Origin of the sequence: Sporosarcina highlanderae (genome assembly GCF_030433715.1) — a bacterium.
In the GTDB taxonomy this organism is placed as follows: domain Bacteria; phylum Bacillota; class Bacilli; order Bacillales_A; family Planococcaceae; genus Sporosarcina; species Sporosarcina highlanderae.
In genome coordinates this window covers 115440-128142 of sequence record NZ_JAROCC010000002.1, presented here as the reverse complement: position 1 = coordinate 128142, position 12703 = coordinate 115440, and the positions used below count along the sequence as shown (strand labels likewise).

General features: G+C 42.5%; 17 protein-coding genes. 14 read left to right on the top strand and 3 right to left on the bottom strand.

From position 1 onward, the window contains the following. Window positions 1-297 precede the first annotated feature (297 nt). From P5G49_RS03030 to P5G49_RS02980, 11 genes are all read left to right on the top strand, one after another. The gene (locus P5G49_RS03030) at window positions 298-837 is read left to right on the top strand and encodes an AAA family ATPase (protein WP_301241997.1); all 540 of its coding nucleotides are present in this window, start codon (window positions 298-300) and stop codon (window positions 835-837) included. Between the two features lie 63 nt (window positions 838-900). After that, window positions 901-1548: an HAD family hydrolase gene (locus P5G49_RS03025; protein WP_301242278.1), complete on the top strand. Its 648-nt coding sequence runs from the start codon at window positions 901-903 to the stop codon at window positions 1546-1548. Beyond that, window positions 1545-2162, top strand: coding sequence for an NUDIX hydrolase (locus tag P5G49_RS03020; RefSeq protein ID WP_301241996.1), 618 nt, complete (start codon window positions 1545-1547; stop codon window positions 2160-2162). Before P5G49_RS03025 ends, P5G49_RS03020 begins: the two co-directional genes overlap by 4 nt. 119 nt (window positions 2163-2281) lie before the next feature. After that, window positions 2282-3376, top strand: a complete 1095-nt coding sequence (locus P5G49_RS03015; protein WP_301241995.1) for a helix-turn-helix domain-containing protein — start codon at window positions 2282-2284, stop codon at window positions 3374-3376. A gap of 171 nt (window positions 3377-3547) precedes the next feature. Beyond that, the gene (locus P5G49_RS03010; protein ID WP_301241994.1) at window positions 3548-4087 is read left to right on the top strand and encodes a GNAT family N-acetyltransferase; all 540 of its coding nucleotides are present in this window, start codon (window positions 3548-3550) and stop codon (window positions 4085-4087) included. A gap of 10 nt (window positions 4088-4097) precedes the next feature. After that, window positions 4098-4481 (top strand): NUDIX hydrolase, encoded by a 384-nt coding sequence (locus P5G49_RS03005; RefSeq protein WP_301242277.1) that lies wholly within the window; start codon window positions 4098-4100, stop codon window positions 4479-4481. Between the two features lie 28 nt (window positions 4482-4509). Continuing rightward, window positions 4510-5217 carry a nucleotidyltransferase domain-containing protein gene (locus P5G49_RS03000; RefSeq protein WP_301241993.1) on the top strand — a complete coding sequence of 236 codons (708 nt, stop codon included), beginning with the start codon at window positions 4510-4512 and terminating at the stop codon, window positions 5215-5217. Window positions 5218-5227: 10 nt separating this feature from the next. Next, window positions 5228-5770, top strand: a complete 543-nt coding sequence (locus P5G49_RS02995) for an NUDIX hydrolase (RefSeq protein WP_301241992.1) — start codon at window positions 5228-5230, stop codon at window positions 5768-5770. Continuing rightward, on the top strand, window positions 5767-6117 hold the full coding sequence (locus P5G49_RS02990; RefSeq protein ID WP_301241991.1) for a VOC family protein: 351 nt from the start codon (window positions 5767-5769) through the stop codon (window positions 6115-6117). The genes P5G49_RS02995 and P5G49_RS02990 overlap by 4 nt, the downstream gene beginning before the upstream one ends. 118 nt (window positions 6118-6235) lie before the next feature. Next, on the top strand, window positions 6236-6622 hold the full coding sequence (locus P5G49_RS02985) for a hypothetical protein (RefSeq protein ID WP_301241990.1): 387 nt from the start codon (window positions 6236-6238) through the stop codon (window positions 6620-6622). A 155-nt stretch (window positions 6623-6777) separates the two neighbouring features. Next, window positions 6778-7158 (top strand): CopG family transcriptional regulator, encoded by a 381-nt coding sequence (locus P5G49_RS02980; protein WP_301241989.1) that lies wholly within the window; start codon window positions 6778-6780, stop codon window positions 7156-7158. 49 nt (window positions 7159-7207) lie between these two features. On the opposite strand, the gene P5G49_RS02975 is transcribed toward P5G49_RS02980, so the two are convergent. Together P5G49_RS02975 and P5G49_RS02970 are read right to left on the bottom strand one after the other, a co-directional pair. Continuing rightward, on the bottom strand, window positions 7208-7696 hold the full coding sequence (locus tag P5G49_RS02975) for a DinB family protein (RefSeq protein ID WP_301241988.1): 489 nt from the start codon (window positions 7694-7696) through the stop codon (window positions 7208-7210). Further along, window positions 7689-8573 (bottom strand): hypothetical protein, encoded by an 885-nt coding sequence (locus P5G49_RS02970; protein WP_301241987.1) that lies wholly within the window; start codon window positions 8571-8573, stop codon window positions 7689-7691. Before P5G49_RS02970 ends, P5G49_RS02975 begins: the two co-directional genes overlap by 8 nt. A 94-nt stretch (window positions 8574-8667) precedes the next feature. Between P5G49_RS02970 and P5G49_RS02965 the strand changes: the two genes are divergently transcribed. Beyond that, window positions 8668-9072: a hypothetical protein gene (locus P5G49_RS02965; protein ID WP_301241986.1), complete on the top strand. Its 405-nt coding sequence runs from the start codon at window positions 8668-8670 to the stop codon at window positions 9070-9072. A 197-nt stretch (window positions 9073-9269) separates the two neighbouring features. On the opposite strand, the gene dacB is transcribed toward P5G49_RS02965, so the two are convergent. After that, window positions 9270-10799, bottom strand: coding sequence for a D-alanyl-D-alanine carboxypeptidase/D-alanyl-D-alanine endopeptidase (gene dacB, locus P5G49_RS02960; RefSeq protein ID WP_301241985.1), 1530 nt, complete (start codon window positions 10797-10799; stop codon window positions 9270-9272). A gap of 204 nt (window positions 10800-11003) precedes the next feature. Here dacB and pxpB point away from each other — a divergent pair, with 204 nt between their 5' ends. Then, on the top strand, window positions 11004-11705 hold the full coding sequence (gene pxpB / locus P5G49_RS02955) for a 5-oxoprolinase subunit PxpB (RefSeq protein WP_301241984.1): 702 nt from the start codon (window positions 11004-11006) through the stop codon (window positions 11703-11705). Then, the gene (locus tag P5G49_RS02950; protein ID WP_301241983.1) at window positions 11702-12694 is read left to right on the top strand and encodes a 5-oxoprolinase subunit C family protein; all 993 of its coding nucleotides are present in this window, start codon (window positions 11702-11704) and stop codon (window positions 12692-12694) included. The genes pxpB and P5G49_RS02950 overlap by 4 nt, the downstream gene beginning before the upstream one ends. Window positions 12695-12703: the final 9 nt, after the last annotated feature.

Below are 12703 nucleotides of genomic sequence, written 5' to 3'. Positions count from 1 at the left end.
CCGGCAATATTTCTACTGTCAGTTGCAGAAAAACGGCGGTCAGTTGCATTCGGTTTCAAGGTCCATTATTTCGTACAAAGGCCCATTCTTTTCAGTTCAAGGTCCATTCTCTCGCACAAGGGTCCATTCATTTCAGTTCAAGGTCTATTCTCTCGCACAAGGGTCCATTCATTCCATTTCAGGGTCCATTCTCTCGTACAAGAGGCCAGTAATGAAGGAGAATAGAGAATACTTGTTGAATTAAAGGTAGATTGGGTTACAAGTGAACCATTATTTACATATGAGGGAGGACAGGAAATGATTGTGATGATCAATGGAGCGTTCGGGGTAGGGAAGACGTCTGTGGCGAATGAATTGCTGCGCAAGCTCGACGGGGCGATGCTGTTTGATCCGGAAGAAGTCGGCTTCATGTTAAGGCATATCATATCGGAAGATGTGAGATTGGAACATGAGCAGACCGGAGATTTTCAGGACTTAGACATGTGGAAACCGTTGACTGTTGGAGTGGCAAGACAGCTACAAGGAACATATGGCAAGGATTTGATCGTGCCGATGACGATTTATAATAAAGAGTATTTCAACACGATTCACGATGGGTTTTTACAAATTGATCCGAAAACCTACCATTTCTGTTTAACTGCGCAAAAGGAAACGATTCATCAGAGGCTTATCGAACGCGGTGAAGAGCAAGGAAATTGGTGCTTTGAACAAACGGATAAATGCCTCGCAGGATTTGAAGATCCGCATTTCGGTCAATTTATACCGACTGAAGATATTGGGATAGATAAGGTTGTGGAATTCATTTGCAAAGAAATCGGAAAAGGAGAGATGAATTGAGTGCAGGTTACAAATCGAGGGATCTCTTTAGGCAAAAAAGAAGGTCGAGTATAGGGGGAATTAATAATGAAAGCAATTATATTTGATTTTGATGGGACATTGGCGAATACATTACCGATTTGTTATTACGCATTTCAAAGCGTCTTTAAGAAATACGATAATAGGGAAATTACGCCAAATGAAATTATAGGTATGTTTGGTCCTTCCGAAGTTGGCATTCTTAGAAAGAATCTTTTAAGCGCTCGTAAAGAAGAGGCAATCGAATATTTCTACCAACAATATTCAGAGTTTCATATGGACTTGGTGGAAGCTAATCAAGACATACATAAAATGGTTACTTTTCTAAAAGGAATGGATATAAAGTTGGGGATTTTCACAGGTAAGGCAAAAAGAAGCTTAGACATCTCCTTGGAAAAATTAGATATGGAAGGGTTATTCGATGTAATCATTACGGGCGATGATGTATGTAAGCCTAAACCTGATCCAGAAGGGCTTATGACAGCCTTATCTTTACTAAAAGTGGATAGTTCTGAAGCGATCTTTGTTGGGGATAGCGACGCGGATATAATTGCCGGTGTGCAAGCTAATGTTTTTACAATTGGTGTACAGTGGCTCCCTGAATATCAAACTGTGTCATTTGGTGAACAACCAAATTTGCTGATAAGTAGCGTGGCGGAATTTGAGAATTATGTAAAGGCGGGAGTCAAATGAGTACGCAGTGGTTGAATTGGGCCAAAAGAATTCAGGCATTGTCTCAGTCTGGGTTAGCCTTTTCAAAGGATATTTATGATATAGAGCGTTACGAGGAGTTACGAAAAATTAGTGTTGAGATAATAGCGGAGTATACCAATCTTGAAATGAATAAAATTGAAGGCTTATTTACGAATGAAACGGGCTATCAAACACCAAAAGTTGATGTTCGAGGTGTCGTTTTTAAAAATGATCAGCTCTTAATGGTGAGAGAAAAGATAGATGATAAATGGGCTTTGCCGGGCGGATTTTGCGACATTGAATTGTCACCTACAGAGAATGTAGTAAAGGAGATTAAAGAGGAATCTGGATATGATGTAATCCCAGTAAAATTAATTGCCTTATTAGATAAAAACAAGCATCCTCATCCTCCAGAACCATACCATTATTATAAGGTTTTCATTTTGTGTGAAATTATTGGAGGGGAGCCTGCTGTAGGACCGGAAACGAATCAAGTTAAGTTCTTTTCTAAGAACAATTTACCTCCGCTTTCTATAAATCGAAATACCGAGTCTCAAATCACAACTATGTTTGAATTCTTAAGGGATCCTGAAAAGGAAACTGTTTTTGATTGATTCTATTCCACCACAAGTAGAATCTAACATTCAACCAATAGTTGATAGGCGGTTTGGGAGCAATATGCTACGCTGAAGTTAACAGTGCGCGCTGAAAATTATTGGGGAGGTTGGTTTGGATGTTGGATACACGAAAGATTGGGAGTTATATTTCAAAACTACGAAAAGAGCAGGATTGGACGCAGGTGGAGATGGCGGATCGGTTGAATGTGAGTCATCAGGCTGTTTCTAAATGGGAACGCGGAGAATCATTGCCGGACCTTGGGACATTGATGAACATCGGACAGGCTTTTGGAGTGTCGGTGGATGAGTTGATGAATGGGGGTGCCGAGAAGGAGGATTCGGTGTATGTCCATAATCTTGGCCGTATCATGAAGGGGTTTTCTGAAGACCGACGGGAAGAAGTCGCGGAAATGATTAATACGGGAGAAGCAGAAATAGATGAATTAATTGAAGTAGCTCCTTTATTAAAAGCGAGTGAGTTAGCCGCAGTGACGGAAAAAGTTGATAAAAGCTTATTCAATCAGGATATGATTGTGAGGCTGGCACCTTTTGTGGAAACTGAGTTGTTGGATGGACTTGTGCTTCAAGCGGCGGAGGAAAGTGTTGAAATAGAGTTGATCGGCAAATTAGCTCCATTTATCAGCAGTGAAGCGTTGGGGCAATTGTTGGAAAAGGCTATTACGGACGGGGTGGATTTTAATGCCTTAGTTCGGCTGGCTCCGTTTGTGAGAAGGGAATCATTGGATAGGCTCGTGATTCAGGCGATGGATGATGGCGTTGAATTGGAGCAGATTGGGAAATTGGCCCCTTTTGTTAGCAGAGAAGCCTTAGGGGATTTACTTGATAAGGCTGTTACGGATAATGTGGATTATGATGCCGTTATCAAGTTAGCTCCGTTTATCGGAAGAGAAAGTGTAGATAAATTGATTGAGAGGGCTGTAAATGAGGATTTGGAATGGGCATTTGTCGTCAGATTAGCTCCATTTTGCAGCCGAGCAATGTTGAATCGATTAGCTGAACAAATTAAAGAGGGTGAATTGGACTCAAGTCGCCTAATTTCCCTTGCACCTTTCATTGACAGGGAAGTTTTGAGCAGGATTGTGGATCGGATGGATATGAGCAAATTTGCTCCGGAAACTATTGCGGAATTAGCGCCGTTTGTGGATAAAGGGACGTTAAGTAGATGGATTCAAGGTCTGTTGGCAAAGTGATTGGGAAGCAGCACTGTAAAAACGGTGCTGTTTTTTTGTTGCATTAATTATTATCCCTCAAGTGTGAATTATTTGGTAATCAGGAACGTGCGTATGGTATAATGCGAGACTAATAGCATAGTTTTCAAAATTACAAAGTCCATTGATTGAAAAAAATCAAGAGGTGTATAGATGTTAACAAAACACAGTCGTGTGGCGATTCGGGAATTGGTTCATGAAGATAAAATCCTTTTGGTCAAATGGTTGTCCGATCCGGAGGTATTGCAATATTATGAGGGGCGGGATCGGCCGTTGGACCTCGCCCAAGTAGAAGAGGGTTTTTACGGGGAAGCGGATGGTGAAACAAGATGCCTCATTTTATACGATGAGGAGCCGATTGGATTTGTGCAGTTTTATCCAGTCGGAGATAAAGAAAGATTTATTTATGGATATGCCGATACGTTGGAAATCCTTTACGGGATGGACCAGTTCATTGGCGAACCAGCTTATTGGAATAAAGGAATTGGAACGCAACTTGTCGAAATGATAGTTACATATTTGTTGCATGAAAAAAATGCAGACCGAATTGTCATGGATCCGCAAGTTTGGAATGAGCGGGCAATTCGTTGTTATGAAAAGTGCGGATTCAAGAAGGTGAAGCTCCTGCCGAAGCATGAATGGCATGAGGGAGAGTACCGGGATTGCTGGTTGATTGAGTATGTGAGGAAGTGACGTTTTGAAACTGAGAAATCGAGGAACTGCTGTAATTATTAAAGAAGATATGGTGGCAGTCATTCAGAGGATTCGCGATGGAACGGAATATTACGTTTTTCCTGGCGGTGGAATTGAGGACGGGGAAAGCCCTGAGGAAGCAACCGTCCGGGAGGCGATGGAAGAGTTAGGTGTACAAATTGAAATACAGACGCTTATTGGAACTGTGAATAATAATGGGACTCAGCATTTTTTTCTTTCAACGATTGTCGGAGGGACATTTGGTGCGGGAAAAGGTGAGGAATATGAGGCAGATCGGAATAGGGGAATTTATAAGCCGATGTGGATACCTATTGACAAGCTTGAAATGTTGGATGTTCGCCCTATGGAAATTGTAAAGAGATTGATTAAATAAAGACTCGAAAATGGTTGGAGGAACCAAGATGAAAAGGATGGAAGCACTATTTGCAGCAAACCGGTTTGTCGATGAATATTACCCTCAGTGTCAAGCTGCAGTCCTTGCGGGAAGCGTTGTGAGGGGAGAAGAGACGCCTACATCCGATTTGGATATCGTAATTTTTGATAATCAAATTCAGAATGCCTATCGCGAATCCCGCATTGAATACAACTGGCCAATTGAAGTATTCGTACATACTTTGACCTCCTATAAAACCTACTTTCAAACAGACGCAGAAAGAGCGCGTCCCACCTTGCCGCGAATGGTGGCGGAAGGAATTGTTTTAGTGGATGCAGGAATTCTATCGAACATCAAAAATGAAGCAGCGGTGCTGTTAAATAATGGACCAGCCCCCTGGTCTGAACAGACCTTGTTAACAAAGAGATATATGCTAACGGACGCACTCGGCGATTTATTAGGCACGCAAAATGAGGCGGAAGCGCTTTTCATCGCTAATACACTTGGTGAAGCAATTCATGAATTTGTACTCCGGACGAATGGTAAATGGATCGGTGCGTCCAAGTGGATTATCCGTGCATTGAAACAATACGACGAGGATTTTGCCAATCGGTTTGTAAGTGCGTTTCATTCATTTTATAAGACCGGTGATCGGGAAGGAATTATCAATATCACCGACGAAGTGCTTGCCCCGTACGGGGGAAGGCTATTTGAAGGTTATTCTTTGGGGAAATGAGGGATTCCTGGTGACGGGAATATATGTCGATTGGGGCGGACATAAACTGAAGCTCATGTGGATGAAAGATTTGATGCCGCAAAGGGAATTGATCACAAGTGTCCATGCTTTTTGTTTTTATGAGGGGCAGCTGCTCTTGGTTAATTTGAATGATCGTGGTTGGGATTTTCCAGGAGGACATATCGAAGATGGCGAGACTGTGGAAGCATGTGTCATTCGTGAAGTAATGGAGGAGGCTTATGTGACGGGGGACTGGACACTTTTGGGCGCAATAGAAGTGAATCATGAGGAAAATCCATTATGGAATCCATCCAGTCCTTATCCAAAAGTGGGTTACCAAGTGTTTTATAGGATGGATATAACGGAATTATTGCCGTTTGATGCAGGTTTTGAATCGTCGGAACGTATGCTGATCAGGCCGGAAGAGGCTGCTCACTATCATAAGGGATGGCAGAAGGGCTTTGATGAAATTATGGATGCAGCATTAGGAGTAAAAAAGAGAAGAACTGGATTATGTGACAATGAACTATTTAATAGGAGGTTAGGATTATGAAAATTAAAGGTTTCGGTGGTGTCTTTTGGAGAACAAAAGACGTTAATGTACTGGGAAGATGGTATAAAGAAACCCTTGGTTTATCGATGGAAGAGTGGAATGGTACGATTCTAAAACCAGAAGTAGACAACGAAACAATCTTTTCTTTGTTTAAAGAAGATAGTGATTATTTTCCAAAGGAACAATCTGTAATGCTGAATTTTCAAGTGGAAGATATCGAATCTTGGCTAAAACATTTCGAGAAAATTGGAATCCCACTTTTAAAACAACCAGAAAAAAGCGAATATGGGACATTTGTTTGGATTGCTGATCCAGAAGGAAGATGGATTGAACTATGGGAGAAATAATCGAAAACAAACTGTCCAGTTAAAGATTCATGTTGTCACAATTTCGTCGAGTGACAAACGGTAACTTTCCTATTACTCTAAAGGTAACAGATGTGAAGTCCGTGAGGGGGTTGCCGTGGTGAGGCAAATATTGATACCGATACTGCTTGTTGCCGCTGTGATAATGACTGGTTGTGCGTATGAATACACGGAAGAAGATGGCTATCGGATGGCGGTCATCAATGAAGGATTTCCAGTTCCGAAAAATGCCTATGAAGTGAAACCGGAAGATTGCACGACGAAAATTGCGAAGTCCGCGAAGTATAAGTTGAAGGGCATCGGGGATGAAGAGGGTACTCCGCCTGAAGACTATTTGGAGGAAATTCAAAAATGGGGCTGGACGGAGCTTGAAGAAAAGCGGGTCGGCCACGTTCATTATTTTGAGAAAAAGGGCAAAATCATGTCGCTGATCATACAGAAAAATGTTTTTGATGTGTTTGAGATGAGTGATAATATCGAGTTGTGAATAGTAATAAGGGGCAAAGAATGTCTGTACAAGATTGAATTTCAGATTCAATCTTGCGCAGGCATTCTTTTATTTTATCATTTATCATCTGTATACCATCCATATGGATGGTAAATGTGCTATAATATTCATACCAAAGGAAGGGGATGGTAAGGATGGCTGAATCGGAAAAAATCACAATCAACATGAACGTTGTCGATTTGGGGAAAGTTGATTTATTGGTCGACCAAGGATTCTATTCCAACAGAACGGATTTCATTCGAACTGCAATTCGAAGTCAGTTGGAAACGCATTCGGATGAAGTTAAAGACATCGTGATCAGGAAGTCGTATGTCGTTGGGGTAGTCCGATATGGAAAGAAAGAGTTAGAAAAACTTCGTGACTCAAGGACGAAGATTGATGTGAAAGTTGCGGGATTGTTAGTGTTTGCAGATGATGTAGATGCGGACCTTGTAAAACAGACATTGGCTTCAGTGCAGGTTAGAGGTGTGCTGAAAGCGAATGCTGAAGTGAAAATAGCTTTACAGGAATTATGAAAGAAACGCCTCCCGGTGATGAATATGCCGGGAGGCTTTATAAACAAATTTAATCAAACAACGCGACTTCAGGATCTTTCCTAACACAATGCACGAGCATGGCATGAAGCTGTCCGCGGTGATGATAAAGATGGGAAGAGATTTCTAATAGCCATTCAAACCGTGTGTAGTATACGCCCCAATAAGAAGCCATCTTTTGCATTAGCTCTTCCTCTGTATAACTGAGATATCGGTTTTCCAATAAAGCAAAGTTAGAAAGCAGAGCCTCTTTCATTTCAGCTATTGAGTGAAGGGCATTTGAAGAATAAAAGTTCCTCATCTCTTCCTCGCTAGCCTCGGCCGAAATAAGCAAGTCTGCTTTACAAATTAGCGATATGTGGGCTATCAGCTGCCCAATGGAAAACTTGTTTTCTGTAGGTCTTATTTCTAAATCTCTTGTGTCTAACTTGTCCATTATTTCAATTGTTGACTTTACAGCAATATGGATTTGATGTAACACAGTTTCTATATATTGATTCCGTTCTACTTCCTTACTCAAATGCTCTCAACACCCTCAAATTATCAAGTGTAAGTACACCGCTCCATTCCTGCTTTGCGATTTCCCACACATCTTCGAACCGTCCCCATTCCCAAGCCGGTTTCCAGCTGCCATCTTCCGCTTGAGTGTCAAGGAGATGCTTGATGTTTGCAGGAATGATGTCTTTGAATTCCTCATATAAGAATGACTTTGAAGAAGGTACGACCTGAAGAGGGAGAAGGCAGTAGCCATGCCATTTTTCTGGGTCGGTCGTTACGCTTTTTTGTGCAGTCTCGCGTACCCTAACTGAAATCTTCTCTGCATCTTCAGAAGGTAATGCTCTCATCAATTTCACCAAACATTGCAATTCATGATGATCATCTGTCTCTAATTGGTTGATGTATGAAAAAGCGTGAGCCGTTAGTTTATCCAAAAAGGTAGATGGGACAAGCCCTTTATAATGGTGAAGTAAACCAGTCATTTCAGCGTTAGGATTTCCCCAGGGCCAATCACCGCCGTAATTCCACCAAATGGCGCGTGGTGCGGTCTCCACTTCCTCCGGTACGATTTCCCAACCCATCTTTTCCTCGTTAAATGTATGGAGCACATATTGAATAGCCTTTTGCACCATCGGATCCGATTCATCTGCCCCAACTCGAGCCAAAAGCTGCAATCCGATTGTTGTCGCCAATGCTGAAGAAGCGTCGCATCGGAAGTCGGGTTCAAGTCCCTTGCCGAAACCGCCATCTTCATTTTGATAAACCTTAAGCTCCTCTAAAACCTGCTCGCGACTACCATTTTCGAATTCAAATTCATAAAGGGCTTTTTCCAATGGCCGGGCCTTCGTTTTTAGAAATGTTACGGCATGTTGATAGTGGTCATTTAATAATTGTTCCAATTGATTCCCTCCTTCAAAAGTATGATATAGACGTATTCGCTATTTGAAATAGGGAATCCTTCAAGCAACAATGAAAACAATGGAGGGAATATAGTTGAAGCTGCTAAGAGATATCCTTATCTTCTTCATTTTTGGAGCTCTAATAGGTGTACAACAAATTGTTAATTCAAATTCGGTGGAACCTGAGATCGTAGAATACAAAACCATTCCTTTTGAGGTTAAAGACGGATGGGTATGCATTCCGGAAGGCGAACACGAACTTACTGTTGGAGTTCAAGCGAAAAACACTAAGAAAATGTATTTTTATCTGACACCAACGGGGACAAATACTGCCTCACAGAAGGTTTTAATCGGGGAGAGTGAAGGGAGGAAAGGCATTTTCACAGTTAACCATATATTTAAGGAAAATGAGAGCATCCTGTATCATTTTTCAGTGGACTATGAAAATCAAAAGTATAAGGAAACCGATCATTTATTCAATATTGTGAGGTGCGAATGAATATTGACGCATAAATTCGTTGAAAGAAGCATAAATCCTCCTAAACACGCATAAATTATTTTTATGCGTTTTTGGGAGAATTTATGCGTGAATCGCAAGTGTTTATGCGCATTTCGGGACTTTTATGCGTGATTGCGAACAAAAAAGTGAAAATAGAATGGGACTGCATGGAGCGGCTTATGCAGTCCTTTTTTTAATCAAAATTCATATTCCGCAAGCGCTGATACAATCGCATCTTCAATTGGCGAAACCGGTCCGGAGATGTAATTATTGATCAAAATCGAAAAAATTAATTCTGTACCGTCTTTTGCAGTGACGTAGCCGGAAAGGGTTGAGACTCCTGTTATGGTACCGGTTTTTGCTTTGACATTTACTGCGGTCATTCCCTCTCCCATGCGATTGCGTAGCGTGCCGCCGATCATTCGTTCAGGGATACCGGCAATTGGCAACGATGTTTCAAAGGCAGGGAACCAGCTTTTTGCTTGTATGTTGTACAACATTGTTGAGAGTTCATCTGCTGAAATAAGGTTCTTATGCGACATGCCGGAGCCGTCCCGCAGCATGACAGAATCTGTGTTGACGCCAAATTCCTTCAGTTTCTCTTTCATTACAGAGAGACCCGCATTCCAGCTGCCTTCCCCGCTCTGAACTTTCCCCATTTCCTTCACCAATGTTTCCCCGTGTCCGTTGTTGCTTAACTTCATGAATGGAATAAATAGCTCTTCAAGTGGCATTGATTTTTTTGAAGCAAGAATGGTTGCATTTTCAGGTGTAACTCCGGTTTTCATTCCCCCCACATACTGGATGCCTTCCGCTTCAAGTGATTTTTGAAATACATCCAATGCGTACATAGTTGGTTCCCATACAGCTGCCCAGGATCGGGACATTGTACCACCAAGCGGCATATTTCCTTCAATAAAGATTCGATTTGTACCATGCTCACGCTCGATTGAGATGCTTTTCGCCTGCCCTTTTGAGACAGTGGTAGCCTTGTTGACGATTTCAACGTGACTATTATTCGGGTTGAGTGTCACCTTTGGTGGACTGCCGATTTTAGTGTTAGGGTGCACCTCGATAATCACAGTACCCGCGTCATAGTCTTCGTTCGGTGAAAGTGTCAAAGCAGAAACTTGTGCCCCGACATAGCTATGTTCATCCGACCAGTTCAGGTCCTGCGAATAGCGGATATCATCATACCAGCTGTCATCGGCGATCAGGCTGCCGTTGATATTGGTTATGCCTTTCGCCTTTAATTCTTTTGCGAACTGATCTAAATCCATCTTCATCAATGTGGGGTCACCCTTTCCTTTTAGGTAAAGGTTTCCGTGGAGAACTACTCCTTTTACTTGTCCGTCTGTAAGTACTTCTGTCGAGAATTGATAGTCCGGTCCCAAGATATCCAATGCCGCCGCACCTGTCAGTAATTTCATATTGGATGCGGGGCGGAGGCGGATGTCACTGAAATGTGAATATAGGATTTCCCCGTCTACAGCTTTTCGTATACTTACCCCTGTAATAGCACCTTGTAGCTTCGGATCTTGCAGTATCGCATTTATTTTCTGACTGAGGTCTTCGTCGATAGTGGTTTTTTCAATGGATGCTACGTAAATCATTTCTGTGGATGCAGCGATAGGCTGATTTGGTATTTTATGTGTGACTGGGAACAATGCAATAAACGCAACTGCCAATGCGAGGTACGACCTTTTTAGTATGTAGTTCTTTTTCATCTTTGCTTACATCCCTTCATCCATTTGTTTGATTGTACTTCATATTTTTTAGATTGGACATATCTAAATACAGATAATTTAGAATTTCTTTGTTTGTTGTTCATTCAAATAGTAAGAAGCAAGAAAATTACATAGGTTACTAATCCGATAGTATAAGGTAAAATAATGTATATTCATAAGACTCAGTCAGGATGTGTCGGAAATATGGAATATACCTTTTCACCACTTGGTGATCAAGCGGTGATGATAGCAGTCGAGGCAGCCATCAGCAACTTGTCGCAACGTAAAGTGAATGCGATTGTTGCTCGATTGGATGAAGTTGCGCCTTCTTGGATGGTCGAATATATACCAGCTTATACAACGGTCACGGTTATTTATGAACTTGGAGAGTTCATTGGAAAGCACCCGCCTTTTGAACAGGTTTGCCTTCGGATACAAGAAATACTCATTGGTGTGCAAGATGTTGCAGATACTGAACAACGGATTGTAAGCATTCCGGTCTTATATGGAGGATCGTATGGTCCGGACCTCGATTTTGTTGCTGAGTATAACGGTTTGACGCCGTGTGAAGTAATCGAAATCCATACTTCGGGTGATTATACAGTACATATGATAGGCTTCGCACCGGGTTTTCCATTCATTGGCGGAATGTCAGAGAAAATCAGCGCACCTCGGAAGGAGACTCCGAGGTTAAAGATTCCTGCAAGGTCGGTTGGCATAGCCGGAATGCAGACTGGAGTTTATCCAATTGAAACACCTGGGGGCTGGCAATTGATGGGGCGGACGCCACTTGAGCTTTTCCTTCCGAATGAACATCCACCAAGCTTGCTTGCACCCGGGGATAAAATACGTTTTTACGAGATAACAATCGAGGAGTACAAGGACTTGCGAGGTGATGATGAATGATAACGGTCATCAAACAAGGTCTTCATGATACGGTTCAGGATTTGGGAAGGTATGGCTATCAGAGATTTGGAGTTGTGGCGGGCGGAGCCATGGATCCTTTCTCACATCGGGTTACAAACATGCTTGTTGGGAATGAAGAGGCGGTTGCAACTTTAGAATTGACGCTTGTTGGTCCACATCTATTGTTTGAGGAAGATGCATTGATCACAATAGGTGGTGGAGATTTAACACCAATGGTTGCGGACGAGCCTGTGCCGATGTGGAAGCCGGTGTTAATTCGCAAAGGTAGTGAACTACGGTTCGGGGCAGCAAGGGCCGGATGCCGGGCATATTTGGCGGTTGCCGGCGGGTTTGATATACCGGAAGTGCTTGGTAGCAGGTCAACGTATGTGAAGGCCGGGCTTGGCGGGTTGGATGGAAGGGCATTGCGGAAAGAGGACATCCTTCGTTTTAATTCGTCATCAAGGTTGGCGGAAGTGATGAAAGGAAAACTTGTATCCGGCCTGCCTTTACGTGCGGCGGACTGGCAGATCACGCCGAAACTTCTACCTAATCTATCGGGGCATTATGAAATTTTAGTCATGCGAGGCATGCAGTACGAATTGTTCGATGAAGAGAGTCGACACCATTTTTGGAATGAATCATTCACTGTCAGCTCTCAATCGGACCGGATGGGCTACCGCATTAACGGACCGACATTGCGATTAAGGGAATCTATTGAAATGGTTTCAGAGGCAGTTACATATGGTTCCATCCAAGTCCCTGCGGATGGGAATCCAATCATTTTGGCGGCAGATCGACAGACGACGGGTGGTTATCCGAAAGTCGGGCAGATATCATCAGTTGATTTCGCGAAGTTAGCGCAGGCAAAGGCAGGGGACCAGCTTTCATTCAAGGAAGTGACAATCGAGGAATCGCAAAGGCTTTTCATTAAGCAGGAAATGGATTTGAGGGTACTGCGTGCTGCAATACGCAATAGACTTAGATAGGAGTGGGCG

What these genes read in the sequence shown, in the direction of transcription:
- P5G49_RS03030 (WP_301241997.1), top strand. Translation starts at nt 298, where the DNA reads ATGATTGTGATGATCAATGGAGCGTTCGGGGTAGGGAAGACGTCTGTG.
- P5G49_RS03020 (WP_301241996.1), top strand. Translation starts at nt 1,545, where the DNA reads ATGAGTACGCAGTGGTTGAATTGGGCCAAAAGAATTCAGGCATTGTCT.
- P5G49_RS03015 (WP_301241995.1), top strand. Translation starts at nt 2,282, where the DNA reads ATGTTGGATACACGAAAGATTGGGAGTTATATTTCAAAACTACGAAAA.
- P5G49_RS03010 (WP_301241994.1), top strand. Translation starts at nt 3,548, where the DNA reads ATGTTAACAAAACACAGTCGTGTGGCGATTCGGGAATTGGTTCATGAA.
- P5G49_RS03000 (WP_301241993.1), top strand. Translation starts at nt 4,510, where the DNA reads ATGAAAAGGATGGAAGCACTATTTGCAGCAAACCGGTTTGTCGATGAA.
- P5G49_RS02990 (WP_301241991.1), top strand. Translation starts at nt 5,767, where the DNA reads ATGAAAATTAAAGGTTTCGGTGGTGTCTTTTGGAGAACAAAAGACGTT.
- P5G49_RS02980 (WP_301241989.1), top strand. Translation starts at nt 6,778, where the DNA reads ATGGCTGAATCGGAAAAAATCACAATCAACATGAACGTTGTCGATTTG.
- dacB (WP_301241985.1), bottom strand. Translation starts at nt 10,799, where the DNA reads ATGAAAAAGAACTACATACTAAAAAGGTCGTACCTCGCATTGGCAGTT.
- pxpB (WP_301241984.1), top strand. Translation starts at nt 11,004, where the DNA reads ATGGAATATACCTTTTCACCACTTGGTGATCAAGCGGTGATGATAGCA.
- P5G49_RS02950 (WP_301241983.1), top strand. Translation starts at nt 11,702, where the DNA reads ATGATAACGGTCATCAAACAAGGTCTTCATGATACGGTTCAGGATTTG.